Genomic DNA, 18,792 nt, shown 5'->3' with positions numbered 1-18,792 from the left:
GCGGCCAACGCGATCCGCGACGTAGCGTGGACGGCTACGCCGAGACCTGGGGCAGGCTGACCGCAAAACTGGCTATCGTGCGCAAAGATCAGGATCGCGCTGATCGACGACGGCGCGGCCGCGGACGAGCAGGGCAGGATCGATCTTTTTCCTATGGGGCCCAGCAAACAGAAACTCGATGCCGCCGAGATCTTTTGGCACTAGCCGTATCGCCGGATCCTGCATCCTCGCTGCATAGCAGCTTCTGGATCATCTTTTCTGTTATGGAACCAAGTGGTACTATCATATTGGAAACGATCAGCTATCCATGTTGGAACTCGATAGACAAGTCGCTGATTGCGCTCGTTAGAAATGTCACCACAGGACCCGGCGAGGAGGGCGCACGGACGCGAAGCTGGCCGGGTTGCGCAGCGGCCGGGCGCCCGGATGAGAGTGAGTGCCAAGGCAGCTCCTGGGCGATTCGGGATTTTAGCCCGCCTTGAACAGGCTCGCACCTCGGCCGCGCCGGCGCGGGGCCTTCTGGCTGCGGCTGACGTCGAGCAGCTTCTGCTGCTCGGCGATGTACGCCAGAACCGGTCCCAACCTCTTGTTCTCGACGATCGCCGCCTGGTCGACCTGTCGGACCTTGTCGAATGTCCGGTAGGGCAACGCCCGGCCCCTGTGCTTGATCACAAGCCGCCCATCCGGGTAATCGGACACGGTGACGCGCTGGCGGGCGAGGGTGCTCGTGACCTCGTTCGGCTCGAGGATGAACAGCATCTTGTCGTATTGCAGCGTCAAGCTCTGCGATACCGTGCGCTCCTCCTTCCAGGCAAAGGCATCATCCACGACGTCCTGCTCAGTCAGCGGGCGATGAACGTCCTTGTCACTGAAAGGAGTCTTCGCAAATCGCCGATTGTAGTCTTCCATAAACGCCGGCAAAAATGCGTTGCCGGCCTCGATGGTCGAGATTCCGGCCAGCCGCATCTCCTTCACCAGCCGATCTTGGAGCGTTCCATTGGCACGTTCGACGCGGCCCTTCGCCTGCGGAGCGTTGGCACAGATGATATCGATGTTGAGCTCGTGCAGCGCCCGGCCAAACTGGGTCATGCCGTCACCCCCGGTCGCCCCGACCTTGTTCACCCGGAACGTCGCGTGCTTATCCGAGTAGAATGCGATCGGCTTGCCATAGCGCTGCAAATAGGCGCGCGTCGCGGCAAAATAATCAAAGGTCGACTCCGTGTCTGCAAAGCGCAAGTGCATCAAACGACTGGTCGCATCATCGATGAAGACGAGCAGGGTGCATTGTGGGCCGCGATCCTCGAACCATCAGTGTTCAGAGCCGTCGATCTGAATCAACTCGCCCACACAGTCGCGACGATGCCGTGGCTGGTAGACCCGTTTGAGCCGTTGCCGGCGATCCTGCCAGAGCCCGTCGGCCAGCATCCAGCGCCGCACCGTCTCAACACCCAAATGCAGCCCGTGCCGCTCCGAAAGCTTCTCCGCCGCCAACGTCGGGCCGAAGTCGCCGTAATTGGCCTTGATCAGCGCCATCGCTTCGGTCCGGACAACCGCCGGATACGCCCGATTGCTCGGCTTGCCCCGCTTCTTGGAAATCAGTGCTGCAGGGCCGCCAGCGCGATATGCCTTGAGCAATCGGAACACTTGGCGTCTCGTCACGCCCGTCAGCTGCGCCGCTTCGCTCGGTCGTATCCGTTCGGCCAGCAAGTCCCTCAGCACGTGAACCCGGTCGATCTCCGCTCGGCTCATCGACAGCACCGTCATCACACCAAACTCCCAAGCCCTCATGGCCGGGAAAGTGACATCTCTAATGAGGACAGGTGTGACCTTTCTAACGGTGGTCTACACTACATGTTCGCATAACATAGATTATGGAATACTTTTGCAATTCTTGGAATGCTACCGAAGATGACTTCGGATTACTTTAGTATACTTTCTTCGGCGCTTCGTCCATCCCGGCCATCTCACGCGGGGTCGCACGTTCGCTCCAAACATGACGATTGCCGCTGGACGTAACCGCGCCGGGTTTTTCGTCTGAGCCAGGACTCGAGAGCCTCGACGGCCTGCACTTGACCATCGAACAGATCGAGCCGCCGTCGACCGCGGCCACCGAGACGGCCCCATTCACGTACCAATGCCATATCGCCAAACAGGGTCGGCTCGATCGTGAGCACATAGAACCGCGCCATGTTACGGGCCGGATCGCGACGCTCAAGCACGAGATATTGCACGGTGAGTTCGGACATGCGCCAGAATCGCAATTACTGAATCGACCGTCCAATTAAATAAATGAATCGATCAGGGCCTACGATTCAGAAATTTTATGCTGACACGCGATAGTCGCGGTCAGGCTCGCTGAAGCCCGCAAGCTTCCGGTCCCGCTGGGTTGCGGCGTACTTCCGGGAGATGTCGTCTGAACAAGTTGCCACGCACGTGGTCGGGGTAGAGTCCCCTCCTCCGACATCGGCCGTGAGCAGGGCGCGAAGTCGCCTCCCGCCTGGGATGCCGAGCGGCCCATGGCGAGGCGGCGTCAGGCATTGCTCAGGACTTGCTCGAGCTGTGCGACGAGCTTCGCCCGGTGCTCAGCAGGAAGCTTGTCCAGGTTGATCTGCTTCCAGCGCACCGCCGGCAGCTCCGCCGCGCCAGGGACGCCCAGCAGGCTCCAATCCGGCTCGCCGCGCTTGAACCCTATGAGGAAATCCTTGTGAGCTTGCGGCATTTTTCCCGCGAGTTCGGCGATCAGCGTCTCCCGGGCTTCGAGCAACTCGTCCAGGGTTACTTCATCAGCAGTCATGCCCTCGAAGCCGTGCGTGAATTCGTGCTGGATGTCCTTGCGGCGAGGAACCACGACCTCGGAAATCGGCCTGTCATGGCTAATGAGGTACACGATGAACGCCTTGCGGAGATCGCCGGTGACGCCTTCGTTGGCAAGCAGATCGCGGACATCGAAGAGGTCGCGCGGATGCTGTCGGTCGAGCGCCGCGACGAGCTTGCCGGCGTATAGATCGGCGAACGAAACGACTTTCATCTGTGCGAAGCCGAACGTTTCTTCGACGCTCGGCGACACGTCGCGCAGCTTCGGCTCGAAGACGCAGCCCCTGATCACTGGCGTGACCTCGATCTTGATCTGCGCGTCGCCTTTCTGGATGGTGAGCTTGGTGACGATCTTTTCACGGGCGTTGACGACTTCCGTCACCCGCGCGCCCGGCAATCCTTTCCTGATCGCCTCCGCCATGCGCTTCATCGCCGCATCGATCGCGGCAAGAGATTCGGGGCGCGGAGCCACCGGCAGATAGGTCAGGTCAATATCCACCGACAGGCGCGCCATGTCGGTGGAAGAGATTGATGGCGGTGCCGCCCTTGAGCGCAAATCAGACTCCGCCGCGACGAACGGGATCGTCTCGAGCACCAAGGCCACTTGATGCCGATATTGTTCAGACAGGGGCATTGAGGTCGTCTGGGATGGTTATGAGATATTTGGTGTCGAGTTTGCCGCCCTTGACGAGCATGCGCTTTCCCGTGCCGAGATTGACCTTCGACTTGTCGATCTGTTTGAGCCAGGCGTGTTGATGCCGCTCCGCGAACCAGAAGAACAGTCGCTTGACCTTGACGCTTTTGCAGTCGTTCAAAAGCGTTTGCAGCCGCCGGGGACTCAGGCTCCTCAAGCCTTCCGCCAGAGCATCGACCTGATGGAAGCTTTCGTGGCGGGGCAATTCGTCGAGCAGTTCGAGGAACGCCCGTTCGGGCGTCGATACCGTGAGAGGCCAGTCGAATGGTGCCGGTATTTTCCGCGTCGTACCCGACTTTGTTTCGGGCAGACTCCCGCGCGTTGTGAATAGACTTTGCGTGCGGTGAACGCAGAATTTCTGTTTGAGCGGGAGTTTGCCCAGCCAGCCGGGAGCACGCCGCGTTCCGTATAGATGCACGGTCGAAGGACCCGTCTGGCTCAGGTAATGGCCGAGGCCTTGCGCTTCGATGGCGGTACGTCCGCCGACGACGAGATCGGAGCCGAGCAGTCGCTGAAGTGAGACGACGACGCTCTGCCAGGAGAGTTCGCCGAGCGGGCGCTTGAAGGTTCCCCGCGCCGGCTGAACAAGCCAGCCGGCCGATACATATTGGCTGCGCAAGCTCGTGGAATATCCCTGCCGTTCCATCCAGGCGGCATCAACCAGAAGTCCCTGCGGAAGGGTTCGTTCGAGCTTGTTTAGCTTTCTCTCGTTTTGCTCAGCCATACTAAGTAAATTAGCATCTTTTCAAACCACATTCAAGGTTTCAAATCTGGCCGTTTTGCGCAGTCCAACTAAGCAAAATTAAGCCGCATAAACCCACAAACTCCTTCCACGGGCCCTTGGAACCGCGCTTTCCGAAAGCCGGAGACTCGCTGGTTAGCCCCTAATCGAGCGTTGTTACGACGCAGTCGCTTGTCTTCGCCGGATAGCGTCGCGTTGGCGTCGGCTTCGTTTCCGCATGCGTCGAACTGGCGCTATCGAAGGCATCTTCAGAGTCGTGGCTGGGGTCGGCTCCTCGACCGCGCAGACATGCAGCTCCGTTGCTTGGGCGGGTGCGGGCCGAGCCTCCATGATCTCGAGAACCGCGCGTCCCTTATCAGTGACACGCCAGCCGCCGTTCATCCGCTCGATGAGACCTTGGGAGAAGATATCCAGGTCGGGCACGCGGGCTGCCAATCGCTTTGTGCGTTCGGCCCAGTCCGGTCCGCTGGTCGCCAGAATCGCCATATCGCGCTTGAGATCCGCCATGGCGGCGAACCCGTCTGGATAGCTGACGAGCACCTTGAGAACCGTCACCTGGAAGTTCACTGCCCCACCCGTACTCGGCTTCCGCGAACTTACTTCCTCGACATCTTAGGAGCATTCGTGAGCCTCTGTCGACTCACGACATTCATCCGCTGGCTTTGGTTGGAGGTATGTGGTGAAACCGTCCTTGTTGGGCGTGATGCCGGTTAAACACTTCCGCTCCGGCAGCGGTCATGATCGGCGTCGGGGATTTACGGATGATTCCCTCGACCAATGAACGGCCAGTTGGTTCTCGCGCAGGCAGAGCCGGTACGGCATGTCGATGATGCGGATTCCGTGGAAAGCCCGTCGGTCAAGCCGCTGATTGACAACCGGATGTGGACATCGAAGAGCGGCGGCATCGCAATCGCGCGCGGATGATGTTGAATCCGGCCTAGCTTACGTGCCGCGTGAGCACTGACTGGCCGGGCACTGTCTGAGGTCCGTTTATCACCCAGGATCGTTGCCCAAGTCGTAACAGTGCGGGCCTTACCGGCACAATGCGGTCCCGTGTAATTGGCGACTTGCCGAGGCCGCGCTCGCCAATAACGACAACCGACCGACCGTGATGCCGCCCCTAAATTCCTGTCTGAGATTAAGCCCAAGCATTCACTGTCCCCGTCAGCCCGCTAGTATGGCCCCGCTGCGAGTAGCCAGCGGTCCCAGAAGGACGATTTGTTGATCTTGTGGAGCGCGTGAGTTCGGATCGATATCCAATCCCAGTCGCTTGAGTGTGTAGTAAAGAAGGGCCTTGCGTACCTTCACCCGCACCTTTCCGTCGCGCATGCCGTAATCCAGCGCGATGACCTTCTTCTGAGCGTCGGAAAGGCCCGGATGCGGACCAATTTCAAGCGTGACCTCATCTTGCCAATCAATGTCGGCGCTAGCCTCGATTTCGCCGGGCTTCGTCGCTCTAGTCTCCAATATGCGAGACAGTAAAAAGTCTTTGAATGTCCGATCAGCACCGCAGAACGCCCGCGCGTGCCAACGAAATCCGTCAAAGCCGAGCGCGTGCGGCGTGATCCAGCGCCATCTCGGCTCGGAGGTGGACAGAGATTGATAGCGTATCTCCACGGCTTCGCACTGGCGGATGGCAGACAGCACCGACCGAAGCACCTCTGCCCTAATCCCCCGCGCTGGACTGGGTGTCACTCCAAACGATGGGAAGTGACCAATCCATGCATGGGCGCGGTCAACGATGCCGTCGGCGACCGAGCGAAGCTGACTTAGATACCGGTCAGGATCGGGCTTGAGGAAACAGGGCGTGAAGTTTTCGCTGGCGACATAGCGCTTGGCGCTCTTGTCATAGATTGCGTTACTGGGCGCGCGCTCCTGATAAAGGGTTAGATCCTTCGAGGCCTGCGGCACCGACACATCGAACATGTCGATGATGTCGGCGCGATTGACGCCGCCTTCCCAGAACAGCCGGAATTCGATGAATTCGAGCCGTCGCTCCACCCCCCACTTCAGTCCCGCGCCGGCCTGCGCCATCAAGCTCGCCTCCAAGACGATGCAGATAGAAACTATCTGGACATATCATTACGACCCATATATTTTCTATTCGTGAGGGGCGTTTGGGTCAAGCGCGTAAAGCGGCGCCAGGGAGGATGCACAGGCGCTCCTTCTAAGAAAGTTGGCGATTTGCGCGCACGGGGCTCGGGACCGATGGAAGTATCAGGAAGGCGGACCATTATCGCCCACGGGCGGCTGGCGATGAGAGAGCTTCGCCTCGCCGCCGCACGCGAGCGCCATCACGGCCTCCAGATCATGACCTTCGAACAAGTCGCCGCACGCCTCGCGGGCGGTCTGGCGCGTCCGGTCGATGACGAGACCCTGCGTTCCACCGTTCAGGCGATTCTGCCGAGCATCGTGCTGGGCGAGCTTGATAGCCTGAAATTGCTGCCAGGCGTGGTCGGGGCCGCCACCGACACCCTTCGTAAGGCGTGGCGCGCTGGCGTCGATTTGCAGGCGCGGGCCGGCGAGCACCCGCGCATTGCCTCGATCGCCAGCATCGAGGACGCAGTCCTTGCCGCCCTGCCACCAGCCATGATGCGTCCCACCGATCTAGTGGCTACAGCGTTGCAACGGCTAGATCATGTTGGCCCCCTGTTCGGGCCGATTGAGATAGTCGGCATCACGGAGCTGTCGCCATGCTGGCGGCCTCTACTGCATGCGATTGCTGCGCGGGTGCCGGTTCGCTGGACCGCCGGACCGCGGTCGACGCCCACCTGGCTCGATAGCGGTGCCATCGATGTAGCGCGGAGTGAACCACACGCGCCAGAGATCGTGACCGTCAGCGCCTCGACCGCCTATCACGAAGCCATCGAAGCCCTTCGATGGGCGCGGCAGCTCATCGCGTCCGGCACAGCCAATCCCGCCGAGATCGCCATCGCCTCCGTCACGCCGGCCGACTACGACGATCATTTCCTGGCTTTGCGAGCCGACGCCAATCTCGACCTTCACTTCGTGCATGGCGTCAAAATCACGGCCTGCAGGGAGGGTCAGGCGGCTGCCGCCTTGGCGGATATCCTCGTGCGCGGCCTTTCTCAGACCCGTATGCGGCGCTTGGGGTCTCTGCTGACCGCCTATCCCGGCCCGTTTCAAGCTCTACCGGAGGGCTGGACACGCGTCCTGCCAGCGGATGCTCCGCTGGCGTCGCCCCAAGCGTGGGTCCACCTGCTCGACCGTCTGACGGCTGCCGATTGGCCCGACGAAATCGATCATGGTCCGGCGCTGCGGAAGATCATGTCTCTGCTGTCGCAAGGCATATCCGAGGCTGAAGAGATTAGCGAAGCGCTGTTGCATGGCAGGACGTTGGCCATCTGGCGCAAGGCGCTCCTTGCCGGCCCGGCTGCCTCGCTCGATCTGACCTTGGAGACGTTGAAACAGGATGACGGCCTCAATGCCTGCGCCTCGGTCGCCTGGATGCCGGCGAGCGCCTTGGCGGCATCGCCGCGCCGCTTCGTTCGCCTGCTCGGCCTCAATTCTTCGCGTTGGCCGCGCGGCATTTCCGAGGATCGGCTCCTCTCCGATCACATCATTCCCACCGAGGAGCTCGACCCGCTTCCGGTCAGCGCGGCCGACCGGCGGGACTTCGCGACCATCCTAGCCACCAGCGAGCGACAGGTTGTCCTGTCACGGGCGCGGCGGGACAGCGATGGTCGTCTGCTCGGTCGCAGCACCTTGCTGCAGAGTCATCCCGATGAGATCTATCTGCGACGTAACCGGGTGCCGGATCATGCCTTTAGCGAGACCGACCGACTGATGGCCCGGCCGCAAGAATTCCGCACCCTGCCGCAAGCCGCTGCGGCAACCACCTGCTGGCGCAATTGGTTGCGGGAGGAGATCACACCCCATGACGGGCTCGTTCGTGCTGACCATCCCGTCGTGCGAGCCACCCTGGCACGCACGCAATCCGCAAGCTCTCTTCGCCAGCTCCTGCGCAATCCGCTCGGCTTCGTCTGGCACTATGGCTTGCGCTGGCGAGCGTCCGAAAGCGGCGACGACCCGCTCGTACTCGATACGCTTGCTATGGGCGATCTTGTTCACATGACACTGGATCGAGCGCTAAGCGCGATTGAGGCCAACGGCGGACTGGCAGTCGCGACGGCGCAACAGATCGCCAGCACCGTCGATGGCGCTGTCGGCGAGGTTGCCGAATTCTGGGAAACAGAACGCCCCGTGCCGCCGCGAGTGATCTGGCGGCGCACCCTCGACGAGGCACGTGAACTGAGCCAGCGCGCGCTCGCTTTTGGCGACGGGCACCTCGCTGGCACCCGTGCTTTCGGCGAGGTCCCCTTCGGCGGCGCCCAACCCAAGACCGACGCAGCGCCGCCCTGGGACCCAGCGGCCAGTGTTGAAATTCCCGGCACCGGCTTCCGGATCGCTGGCTACATCGATCGGCTCGATATCTCCGGCGACGGCCGCTGCGCTCTGGTGCGAGACTATAAGACCGGTCGAAAGCCCAAAGACAGCATCATCCTCGACGGCGGCAAAGAGTTGCAGCGCTGCCTCTACGCGTTCGCCGTGAAGGCGATGCTCGGAGACGATGTCACCGTCAGTGCTTCGCTCCTCTATCCCCGCGATGAGGTCGACCTGCGGCTCGAGGATCCCGAAGGCACCCTGGTCGAAGTCGTAGGCTACCTGCGCGCCGCACACGCAAATCTCCTCGCCGGTGGCGCTGTGCTCGGGGCCGACGCGGGCGGGACATATGACGACCTCGCCTTCGCGCTGCCGGCCAATTCCGGCGCTGCTTACTGCAAACGCAAGATCGCCGCCGCTACCGAGCGTCTTGGAGCCGCCGCGCAGGTCTGGGAGGCTCCGTGATGAATGCGCCATTGAAACCGCACGCCGATGATCTGGCACGGCGGACAGCGATCGCGGTCCACGATCGCTCATTTCTGGTCGAAGCCGGCGCGGGTTCCGGCAAGACCGCCGTCATGGCCGGCCGTATCGCTCTGATGCTAGCCGAGGGCATCGCACCTAGGATGGTCGCCGCGGTAACGTTCACCGAGCTCGCGGCCAGTGAGCTTCTCATCCGTGTACGCGATTTCGTTGGCGAGTTGGCGGCGGGGCGCATGCCCGCCGAGCTTCGTGTCGCCTTACCTCATGGACTGTCCGAAGACCAGCAACGCCATCTTTGGGCCGCCAGCACAGCCATTGACGAAATCACCTGCTCCACCATCCACGGCTTCTGTCAGCGCCTCATCAAACCCTATCCCGTTGAGGCAGATATCGATCCTGGCGCGGCAGTGATGGACCGAAACCAAGCGGACCTCGCGTTCACTGAGATCATTGAAACCTGGCTTCGGGAGGAACTCGCCGGGGATGCTGGCGGGTTGCTCGCCGAACTGGTCTTGCAGGGCCCGAGCGAGACCGTCGGACTGATTCACAAGATTCTTAGCCATCTCCGCGATCGCCGCACTCTGATCGTCGATGCACCGAAAGCGCTGGTCCCGCTCATCCATGCCCTCCGCCAGGCGGCAGGCGAGTTCGCGTCTTTAGTGCGCGCCTCCGGGGTCGACGAGATGGAGACCGCCGACATCGCCGCGCGCTTTTGCGAAACGGCCGAGATCGTTGTGGCCATCTCGCCGGCGGCGCAGCCTGCCGATCTCGTGCGGCTGTTGCTCGCACGTCCCCATCCCGACCTCTGTACGGCTGCGGGAGGATTTCGAGCCTACAAGAAGAAAGGCAAATGGGGCGAAGCGGCCAAGCGCGCGGGCCTCGCCAAAGCCGATGGCGATCGCTTGAACGCTGCCGCAGAAGGCCACTACAGCGCCTGTTGCGAAGCATGGACCGCACTGTCGCAGGCGGCCGCTGCGCGCGCCCTCGCCGAGCTCGTTCGCCTTGTGCAGCCGGTGATGGATCGTTTCCGCGAATACAAGCGTTCGGCTGCCCTTCTCGATTTCGACGATCTCATCTTCTCCGCACGCGCGCTATTACGCGACCACGAAGCCGTGCGCCACGCGCTGGCAGCTCGCTTCGCACACGTCCTGGTCGACGAATTCCAAGACACGGATCCCTTGCAGACCGAAATCTTCTGGCGCCTATGCGGCGAACCCCAGGAAGACACGGACAACGACGACTGGACCACGTTCCAAATCCGCCCCGGCGCACTGTTCCTCGTCGGCGACCCGAAGCAAGCGATCTATCGCTTTCGCGGCGCCGACGTCGCGGCCTACATCCAAGCGCGAGAAGCGTTCCTTGCGCAAGCGCCGGACAGCGTGTTGCCGATCTCGACCAATTTTCGATCCTGCGAACCGATCCTGCGCTATGTGAACGATCGCTTTGCGCTTCTGCTGTCGACCGAAAACGGCCAGCCGGGGTTCACCGCGCTGGATGCGTTTCACCCCGAACGGAACGAGGGGCTATGCATCGCGGCCCTCGACATCGCCGTGGCCGATGCTGACGGCAAGGCCTCGGCCGAACGCCAGCGCGACGGTGAGGCAGAAGCCGTTGCCGACATGTGCGCGCGGCTTATCGGCAGCGAGGCTATACTCGATCGCAAGACCGGCGAGCGCCGCGCCTGCAGGCCCGGCGACATCGCCCTCTTGGCGCCAACGGGAAGCGACCTATGGCGCTATGAGGAAGCGCTGGAGCGGTGCGGCATTCCGGTCGCGACCCAGGCCGGCAAAGGACTATTCCGTCGCCAGGAGATTCAAGACCTCATCGCCCTCACGCGGGTCCTCGCCGATCGCCGCGACACGCTCGCGCTCGGCGCGCTGCTGCGCGGTCCATTGGTCGGCCTGACCGAGGAAGAACTGCTGGACATTGTATGGGCGCTCCCGCGCTCCGAGGATGCGCCGGATGCCCTGCCGCTGCTGGACCTCAGCGTGGCTCTGGAAACCGTCACCCATCTGCATGCGCGCGACATCATCGAGAAGCTGCACGCGCTGCGCCTGAAGATCAACGCCACCACGCCGCACGATCTGTTGTCGCAAGCAATAGACGTGCTGCGCGTGCGGCCGATCCTCCTTCAGCGGCATCGCGACCAGGCCGAGCGCGCGCTCGCCAATGTCGATCTCTATCTGAGCCTCAGTCGCGCATATGCTGTCCGCGGCCTGCGCGCTTTCGCAGAAGCGATGACCGCCGCGTGGACCGACGAGGCTCGCGCCGTTGAAGGCCGTCCCGATGCCCAGGAAGAGGCGGTTGCGCTCTACACCATGCACGCCGCCAAGGGTCTGGAATGGCCGATCGTCGTGCCGGTCAACACGATGACGCAGATCATGGCGCCGGAGAGCGCTGTCACCGACCGTGGTAGCGACCGGTTTTATTGTCCGGTGTTCGGCGTGAAGCCGACGGGTTACGAGGCGGCACGCGACGCAGAGAAAGCCGAGCTCGACCGCGAACGCATCCGTCTCTGGTATGTCGCCGCCACACGGGCGCGCGAGCTGTTGGTCCTGCCGCGACTTGACGTCACGGCCAAGGCATCGGCCTGGATTTCGCTTCTCGATCTGTCGCTGGCGGAACTACCGGCGCTTGATCTTAGTCACCTGCCGCCCGAAATCGGGCTTGGTGCAGCTGGCACGGAGAACGCGCAGACCCGCGAAAGCTTCGCTGCGGAAGCGGCGATCATCGCCGAGCGCCGCCAGCGCATTCTCTGGCTCGCCCCGAGCCGCGACGAAAGCGTGACCGGACCGGCGTTGCACGCCGAGCTGCCGGCGATCCTGGTGACGAATGTCGATGGCGCGCCTGTCGAGGACGGCGTTACCCCGACGATCCAAGGGGGCCGCGAGCGCGGCATTATCCTGCACAAGCTCATCGAAGAGGTCCTCACTGGCGAAACGGTGGAGGCGGAAGCCGCCCTCATCGCCCGCGCGGAAGCCCTGACCCGAGCCATTGGCCGGCCTGTGGCCCCCGATCCAGCGCAGGGGCTGGTGCCCGCCGAACTCGCTTCCTGCGTCCTTCGTGCTCTGGCTCTCCCTGAGATTGTCGCCCTCAGACCGGGCCTGTTGCCGGAATTCCCGGTCTACGCCTCCACCTTGACCAAGGAACAGGAAGAAGCGACAGCTGGCATTGCTGATGCGATTGCCTTTGGCGCCGATGGCGCGCCTCAAGTGGTTGTCGATTGGAAGAGCGACATCGCGCCCGCCCCCGAGACGCTCGAACACTATCGAGCGCAGGTTCGCGCCTATCTGGATACGACCCAAGCCGAACGCGGACTGATCGTGCTGGCGACGTCAGGGGTGATCATCCCCGTCGCGCGAACGAAGCCGGCCGTCCCGATATCCTGAGATCGGACGCGCGCATGTCATCTCTTGCCTGGATCGATTTTGACGAAGCCGAGCGCCAGCGCGCGCAGCGGATCATGGCGCTCTTTCAGGAGCGCGAGGGCCGCGACGAACTGGGCTTGGGCGCCATTCGTGATTCGATCGCGGATCATCTCTTTCCGGGGACGAGCACGATCCAGACCCGTTTGCGATACATGCTCTTCATTCCCTGGCTATTCCGCACGCTGGAAGCCCGGGACATTCCGGAAAGCCAGCTTCGCACCGAGGCCCGCGTTTTGGAAATTCGGCTCGCCGACGCGCTCAAGGCTGGCGGAGAGTCGAATGGCATCATCGGCCGCGACGCCGGTCCGCGGCTGCAGCGGCTCCCCAGCTCGGTTTATTGGGCGGGCCTCGGCGCCTGGGGCATTCGCCTCTTTCCGGGCTCCGCCGATAGCCTTTTCGTCTCTTTGCGCAGCCTGAAGAGGCTGCGCGTATCGTCAGACAGCGAGGACGCCGCTGCAGGTCCGCGGGCGGCTGCTATATGGAACCAATCCCTGCCGCAGGCACCCAAGGACCTGCTCGACCGCGCCGTCTTTCGCCTAGCGGCGGACGAAGCGCAGTTCATCATCGATCGCCTGGTCGCTACCCAACCGGCGGCGCTGCTGACCCTGCTGGCACGCGAAGGTATCAATGCAGACTGCGACCATATCTGGACTCACCCGCATCTTGCGTCGTTTCCGGCGCCCGCGCGCCGCCTGATCCACCACGGCGAGATTTTCTCGAATGTGATGCATGGGGCGGCGCTCCTCTACAACCTGGTGCTAAGCGAACTGCGTAGTCGGGATGATTGGGCCGAGGATTATCGCGAACGCATCGCGACGTGGACCGCCGAGGTGGATCTTTCCCTCGTGCGCAACTGGTCGCTGGACGATTTCTGGGACGCCGTCGAGCATCCCGGCCATAGCATCCGGCCTGCAGCCAAGCGCTTCGTGATGCAGTGGCTCGAACTGGTTGTGGAGAACTCAACCCAGATTGCTTCGGCGCCCGCAGCGCGGCAGCTCGTGGAAGAGCGCGAACGTCGATTGAAGACCAGCCAATCGCGCTACGCCAATCACGCTGTGCGCGATCGCTGGACTGGCGCCTCCGGCGTCAACCGTCTCAACTTTCGCTGGAGCCAAGCGAGATCGCATCTGCGGGATCTGGCCGATGCTGAATAGGCACAGCCTCGATCCCGAACAGCGCACCCTCTACGGCGCCAACCTGCAGCCGCCGGCTGGCTACGTCTTCGACACCGCCGTCGCTACCACCTTCTCGCTCGACTTCGAGACGGCGCTCGCCGTGCCGGTTAGCCTGGCGCTGTTCGCCGCCGAGAATCGCGACGATATTCTCACTCATCCTTTGGCGCTGCTCGAAGGAGCTGAACGCATTGCCGGCCGTCTCCTTGTCTTCACTGATGCCGGACACATCCAGGCGCACACGCGGCCTCATTCTCGCCTGTGCTCGCTGCTTGAACGGATCATCGTGGAGGTTGCAGCCCCCAACGGAGGCGCTTTCCATCCCAAGATATGGGCACTCCGCTTCAAGCCTTTGCGCGCAGATGAATCGACTCGCATTCGCCTGCTTGTGCTGTCGCGCAATCTCACCCGCGATCGCTCATGGGACATCGCCTTGACGCTCGACGGCGTGGTCGCTAAACGGCCGCTGGCGCTCAATCGTCCTTTGGCAGATCTCATTCGCCGCCTGCCGGATTTGGCGACCGCCGGCCTGCCCAATGGCGCGCGCAACCTCACCGAAGAACTTGCCGAGGACGTGCGCCACACCGATTGGGACTTGCCCGAGCTCTTTCAGAGCGTCGCCTTCGCTGTGAATGGCCTCGGCGGCAAGCAATGGCGTCCAGAACCGTGCGCCCGGCTCGGCGTGATCTCGCCGTTCTGTGACGACAAAGCACTGTCGATGCTCGCGGACCTCGCCGGTGCAGAGAAGCCCGTCCTCATTGGCCGCTCGGATGAACTTGCTTTAGTGCCTGGTGCAACACTCGCCCGTTTCGGCCGGGTGGCCGTTCTGGATGAGATGGCGGCGACAGAAGACGGCGAGGAAACCGACACCACGGCTCTCCAGGGCCTGCACGCCAAGGCCTTCATCGCAGAGCTTGGCTGGGATACGGCGATCACGGTCGGATCCGGGAACGCCACGCGCCCTGCTCTTCTGTCAGGAAGCAATGTGGAGGTCTTCGCCACTCTGACCGGCAAACGTTCACGAGTCGGCAGCATTGAGGAGATTTTAGGGGACAAGGGGTTTGGTCGGCTCACACGCCCCTTCGTGCCTGATGAACTGGTCGCCGTCGATACAGCCCTGCGTGCCGCCGAGGCGCGGCTAGATGCAGCTCGCCGCGACATTTGTCGGAGCAGCTTGAAACTTCATTGCGAGCGCACCCAATCGGCCGATGACGGCTGTCTGCTCTGGCGCGTCTGGCTGATACCTTCCGCGCCCCTCCCGCTCCTCGGCATTGGCGGCCTGCGCGCGTGGCCCATCACGCGCGGCGAAGGCCATGGCAAGGATGCCCTTGAAACACTGCTGCTGGGCCAACCGGTCGATCTCGGGGCGATGCCGCTGATTGATCTTACGCGTTTCGTCGCTTTCCATCTGACCGACAAGGATGGCGAAGTCTCCATTCTGTTCAGCACCGGCCTCGTTCTGGAGGGCCTGCCATCCGAACGGTACGCCGCTATCCTGCGCTGGGTGATCGACAGTAAGGATGCCTTCTTTAGGTATTTGCGACTGCTCCTCTCCGAACTTGGCGACCCGTTTGCGGCCGCGCTAGCCGCGCAGGAGGGCTCCGGTCACGGCGCGTGGCGCATGGCCGACGACGCACCGCTCCTCGAGGACATGGTTCGGGCCTTCTGCCGGGGCGGCGATCAGCTCCGCGCCATCGAACGGTTGATCACACGATTGGAGACTATCGAGCCTAGCGAAGCAGATCCCATTCCAGCCGAGTTCCGGACCCTCTGGGACACATTCCGGATTGCGCTCGAAGCTCAGGGGAGCGCGCATGCCGAGTGAACGGTTTCGCGCAACTTCGGCACTGGCCCCACTGAAAGCCTTCCAGCGCCGTACCGTCGACTATGTTTTCGACCGGCTCTACGGGTCGGATGATCCTGTCCGCCAGTTCCTGGTGGCCAACGAGGTGGGGCTCGGCAAGACCATGGTCGCCCGTGGTGTCATCGCGCGGATGATCGAGCATCTTTGGGACAGCGTCGGGCGGATCGATATCCTGTACATTTGCTCGAACCAGGCGATTGCCGCGCAAAACCTGAACCGACTGAACGTCCTCGGGCGCCGCGAATTGGCCCTGCCGACCCGAATGACCCTGATACCGCTACAACTACGGGACCAAGCGGGGCTAGACGCCAACAAAGTCAACTTCATCAGCCTTACTCCCGGCACCACATTCGATCTCCGATCGGCGACCGGCGTCACGCAAGAGCGCGCCCTGTTGCTGCACGTGCTGAACGATCTCGTCTCCCGTCCGCGCGGCCTTCATAATCTGTTGCAGGTCACCGCCGGCATTGACGGTTGGAACCGAGCTGTCGACAGCCTGACTCTTCAGGGCGTCGACACGCGAATCATCGAACGCTTCCGCCGCGATGTGCAGGCCGATTCCGATCTCTTCCAGGAATTGGAGCGCGTTTGCGAGATGTTCCCGCGCCGCCGGGACGAGTATCCGACGGAAATGACCCAACCGCGCAATAGCCTCGTAGCGAGGCTGCGCGCGAAGCTGTCCCACGCCTGCGTGGATGCGCTTCAGCCCGATCTGATCATCATGGACGAGTTTCAGCGCTTCCGCGATCTTCTACACGGCGACAGCGACGCCGCGATCCTGGCACGCGAGCTGTTCGACTATTCCGGCAGCGACGGTCACGCCGCGCGAACCCTGCTCCTGTCGGCCACTCCCTATCGCATGCTGACCCTTGCTGGCGACGAGCCGGACGAAGGTGATCACTATCAGGACTTTCTGGAGACGCTGAGTTTCCTCTACGGCCGTGAGAAGGGGCCGGAGGTAGCTGGGATGCTGGCGCGCGAGATGCGCGCCTTCCGGGGCTTCCTCCACGGCCTACCCGCGTCACATGCCGCTGCGGTCGAGGCGCGCAAAACAATCGAGCAACGGTTGCGCCGGGTGATTGCGCGCACCGAGCGCGTCGCCAGCACAGTCGAGCGTGACTCCATGATGGGCGAGCCGTCCATCACCGTCTCGGTGGCCCCGGCCGATCTCGCGCAGGCGGCAGCCGTCTCGAATGTGGCGCGCGCGCTCGATGCTCCGGAGATCATAGAGTATTGGAAATCAGCGCCCTATCTTCTCAACTTCATGCGGCACTACAGCCTGAAGCGCCTGTTGGAGGAGAAGATGCATGCGCCCTCCGTCGCGCTCCGCAACGCGATCCTGGCTGCCCGCCCAGCGATGCTCGATCACGACGCGCTCGATGCTTACGCCCCGCTCGACCCGGCCAACGGCCGCATGCGCGCTATCATGGACGACATATTCGGCTCTGGCCTCGAACAGAATCTCTGGATTCCCGCGGCCATGCCCTACTACGGTGCCCAGAGATCGGAACCGCCGCTAACCAAGGCGCTTATCTTCTCCTCCTGGTCCATGGTGCCCGACGCCATCGCTGCGCTCCTGTCCTATGAGGCGGAACGGCGCATGGGTGTCGGCGACTCCGGCCGGCACTATTTCGAGCAGCATCGCTTGCGGCCATTGCAGTTTCGGCAAGACCAGGGCCGATTGGCTGGACTGAGGGTGCTCCTGCTGATCTATCCGTCTCCCAAATTGGCCGAGATCGCCGATCCGCTCTCGGTCTTCGCCAAACGGGACCGACCGCTGTCACAGGAAGCGATGCGCGAGGCCGTTGCCAATCGCCTCGAACCGGCGCTTGAGGCACTCAGGCAATCCGCCGTCCAGGATAGTGGGCCCCCGGTCGCCGAATGGGCCATCCCCGCTGTAATTGACGATCTGCTAGGCTCGCGTGCCAGCGCTTGGCTTTCGGCGCCGGGAGGCATGGCAGCTTTGGCCAGTGAGGAGGGTTTCCGCGAACACGTCCTTGAATTGAGCAGCGCAGCGAAGAAGCGCGACTTTGGTGCTCTTGCCGATGATCTGCGGGATCTGCTCGTGGACGTCGCCTTGGGCAGTCCAGCGGTGTGTGCGCTGCGCGCCCTGCGCCGGATCGCGCCGGAGCTTGCGTGGGACGACCCACGATTGCTAAGCGCCGCCGCCGAAGTCGCTTGGGCCTTCCGCACGCTGTTCAATCAGCACGACGCCGTCGCCCTGCTGCGGCGAGGCGCCGAAGATCGCTACTGGCATCGCGTTCTGACCTATGGCGTCGACCAGAACCTCCAGGCCGTCCTGGATGAATACGCTCACTATCTTGTCGATGCGGAAGGCCTGGGCGCTCGGTCACCGGAAGACCGGGCGGCGGGAGTCGCCCGCGCGATGGCCACAGCCTTGTCCATCCGTCCCTCGCAGATCGACGTCGATGATCTCCGGATTGAAGGCGACAGCCTCACCATCAGAAAGTTCCAGATGCGCGGCCGCTTCGCAATGCGGCTCGCCGACTATCGGGACGAGGAAGGCACCGTTGCGCGTCTCGGCGGCGTGAGGGATGCCTTCAATTCCCCCTTTCGGCCCTTCGTTCTCGCCACCACCTCTGTCGGTCAGGAGGGACTAGACTTCCACCCCTATTGCTACCGCGTCTACCATTGGAATCTTCCGGGCAACCCCGTCGACCTAGAGCAGCGCGAAGGGCGCGTTCATCGCTTCAAGGGACACGCGGTCCGTCTCAACCTCGCGGAGCGCCAAGCCAGCGCTGTTCGAGGCAATGGCCATGCGCCGGATGACCCTTGGAAGCGGATGTTCGAGCAAGCGCGATCCGAAGCCGCCGTTAACACCGACCTCATTCCCTATTGGATCTATGAAGGCTCTGTGCGTGTTGAACGGTATGTGCCGATGCTGCCCTTCAGCCGCGAGGTCACGCGCCTCGCGTGGCTGAAACGCAGTCTCACTGTCTATCGTCTGGCCTTCGGCCAGCCCCGGCAGGACGATCTGCTGGACTACCTCCAGACCCTTATGGGAGCCGACACACGTGCTGACGATCTCGCCGATCTACAAATTCGACTGGAGCCGAATTAACGCGGATTTCTTGCCGGCAATCCAAACGGGCGACGTTCGCCTATCATTCCGAAGCCACTGGCGATCCGTTTCCGCGAAGGGAATTCAAACGCGCAAGCGCTGCCCTTCC

10 protein-coding genes and 2 pseudogenes are annotated in these 18,792 nt (G+C 62.6%); 6 read left to right on the top strand and 6 right to left on the bottom strand.

The annotated features are described in order from the left end of the window. Positions 1-468: 468 nt before the first annotated feature. From IVB26_RS42215 to IVB26_RS42195, 5 genes and pseudogenes are all read right to left on the bottom strand, one after another. Positions 469-1,764, bottom strand: a pseudogene (locus tag IVB26_RS42215) (ISNCY family transposase). 200 nt (positions 1,765-1,964) lie between these two features. Then, positions 1,965-2,246, bottom strand: a complete 282-nt coding sequence (locus IVB26_RS42210) for a WGR domain-containing protein (RefSeq protein ID WP_247974094.1) — start codon at positions 2,244-2,246, stop codon at positions 1,965-1,967. Between the two features lie 284 nt (positions 2,247-2,530). Continuing rightward, positions 2,531-3,448 (bottom strand): annotated as a pseudogene (locus tag IVB26_RS42205) (nucleotidyl transferase AbiEii/AbiGii toxin family protein). Then, a complete protein-coding gene (locus IVB26_RS42200; RefSeq protein ID WP_247974093.1) occupies positions 3,435-4,232 on the bottom strand; it encodes a type IV toxin-antitoxin system AbiEi family antitoxin in 798 nt (265 codons plus the stop codon). Before IVB26_RS42200 ends, IVB26_RS42205 begins: the two are co-directional and overlap by 14 nt. A gap of 174 nt (positions 4,233-4,406) precedes the next feature. Continuing rightward, entirely contained in the window at positions 4,407-4,817 is a 411-nt protein-coding gene (locus tag IVB26_RS42195; RefSeq protein ID WP_247974092.1) for a hypothetical protein, read from the bottom strand. Between the two features lie 210 nt (positions 4,818-5,027). Between IVB26_RS42195 and IVB26_RS42190 the strand changes: the two genes are divergently transcribed. Continuing rightward, positions 5,028-5,174: a hypothetical protein gene (locus IVB26_RS42190; RefSeq protein WP_247803935.1), complete on the top strand. Its 147-nt coding sequence runs from the start codon at positions 5,028-5,030 to the stop codon at positions 5,172-5,174. 240 nt (positions 5,175-5,414) lie between these two features. Here the strand turns inward: IVB26_RS42190 and IVB26_RS42185 are convergent, their stop codons facing one another. Further along, complete coding sequence (locus tag IVB26_RS42185) at positions 5,415-6,284, bottom strand: WYL domain-containing protein (RefSeq protein ID WP_247974101.1); 870 nt, start codon at positions 6,282-6,284, stop codon at positions 5,415-5,417. Positions 6,285-6,458: 174 nt separating this feature from the next. On the opposite strand from IVB26_RS42185, the gene IVB26_RS42180 reads away from it, so the two are divergent. The 5 genes from IVB26_RS42180 to IVB26_RS42160 are packed head-to-tail and all read left to right on the top strand — an operon-like array spanning position 6,459 to position 18,683. Beyond that, on the top strand, positions 6,459-9,119 hold the full coding sequence (locus IVB26_RS42180; protein WP_247974091.1) for a PD-(D/E)XK nuclease family protein: 2,661 nt from the start codon (positions 6,459-6,461) through the stop codon (positions 9,117-9,119). Continuing rightward, complete coding sequence (locus tag IVB26_RS42175) at positions 9,119-12,526, top strand: UvrD-helicase domain-containing protein (RefSeq protein ID WP_247974090.1); 3,408 nt, start codon at positions 9,119-9,121, stop codon at positions 12,524-12,526. Before IVB26_RS42180 ends, IVB26_RS42175 begins: the two co-directional genes overlap by 1 nt. A gap of 14 nt (positions 12,527-12,540) precedes the next feature. Continuing rightward, positions 12,541-13,719 carry a DUF6361 family protein gene (locus tag IVB26_RS42170; RefSeq protein ID WP_247974089.1) on the top strand — a complete coding sequence of 393 codons (1,179 nt, stop codon included), beginning with the start codon at positions 12,541-12,543 and terminating at the stop codon, positions 13,717-13,719. Then, complete coding sequence (locus IVB26_RS42165) at positions 13,709-15,562, top strand: phospholipase D family protein (RefSeq protein ID WP_247974088.1); 1,854 nt, start codon at positions 13,709-13,711, stop codon at positions 15,560-15,562. Before IVB26_RS42170 ends, IVB26_RS42165 begins: the two co-directional genes overlap by 11 nt. Continuing rightward, positions 15,552-18,683 carry a helicase-related protein gene (locus tag IVB26_RS42160; protein ID WP_247974087.1) on the top strand — a complete coding sequence of 1,044 codons (3,132 nt, stop codon included), beginning with the start codon at positions 15,552-15,554 and terminating at the stop codon, positions 18,681-18,683. Before IVB26_RS42165 ends, IVB26_RS42160 begins: the two co-directional genes overlap by 11 nt. Positions 18,684-18,792 lie beyond the last annotated feature (109 nt).

The sequence above is a fragment of the Bradyrhizobium sp. 195 genome (genome assembly GCF_023101665.1).
Lineage (GTDB): Bacteria > Pseudomonadota > Alphaproteobacteria > Rhizobiales > Xanthobacteraceae > Bradyrhizobium.
The sequence above is the reverse complement of the archived record's forward strand: the minus strand, read 5'-3'. Positions and strand labels throughout refer to the sequence as shown.

What these genes read in the sequence shown, in the direction of transcription:
- IVB26_RS42200 (WP_247974093.1), bottom strand. Translation starts at nt 4,232, where the DNA reads ATGGCTGAGCAAAACGAGAGAAAGCTAAACAAGCTCGAACGAACCCTT.
- IVB26_RS42180 (WP_247974091.1), top strand. Translation starts at nt 6,459, where the DNA reads ATGGAAGTATCAGGAAGGCGGACCATTATCGCCCACGGGCGGCTGGCG.
- IVB26_RS42185 (WP_247974101.1), bottom strand. Translation starts at nt 6,284, where the DNA reads ATGGCGCAGGCCGGCGCGGGACTGAAGTGGGGGGTGGAGCGACGGCTC.
- IVB26_RS42160 (WP_247974087.1), top strand. Translation starts at nt 15,552, where the DNA reads ATGCCGAGTGAACGGTTTCGCGCAACTTCGGCACTGGCCCCACTGAAA.
- IVB26_RS42190 (WP_247803935.1), top strand. Translation starts at nt 5,028, where the DNA reads ATGAACGGCCAGTTGGTTCTCGCGCAGGCAGAGCCGGTACGGCATGTC.
- IVB26_RS42165 (WP_247974088.1), top strand. Translation starts at nt 13,709, where the DNA reads ATGCTGAATAGGCACAGCCTCGATCCCGAACAGCGCACCCTCTACGGC.
- IVB26_RS42175 (WP_247974090.1), top strand. Translation starts at nt 9,119, where the DNA reads ATGAATGCGCCATTGAAACCGCACGCCGATGATCTGGCACGGCGGACA.
- IVB26_RS42210 (WP_247974094.1), bottom strand. Translation starts at nt 2,246, where the DNA reads ATGTCCGAACTCACCGTGCAATATCTCGTGCTTGAGCGTCGCGATCCG.
- IVB26_RS42170 (WP_247974089.1), top strand. Translation starts at nt 12,541, where the DNA reads ATGTCATCTCTTGCCTGGATCGATTTTGACGAAGCCGAGCGCCAGCGC.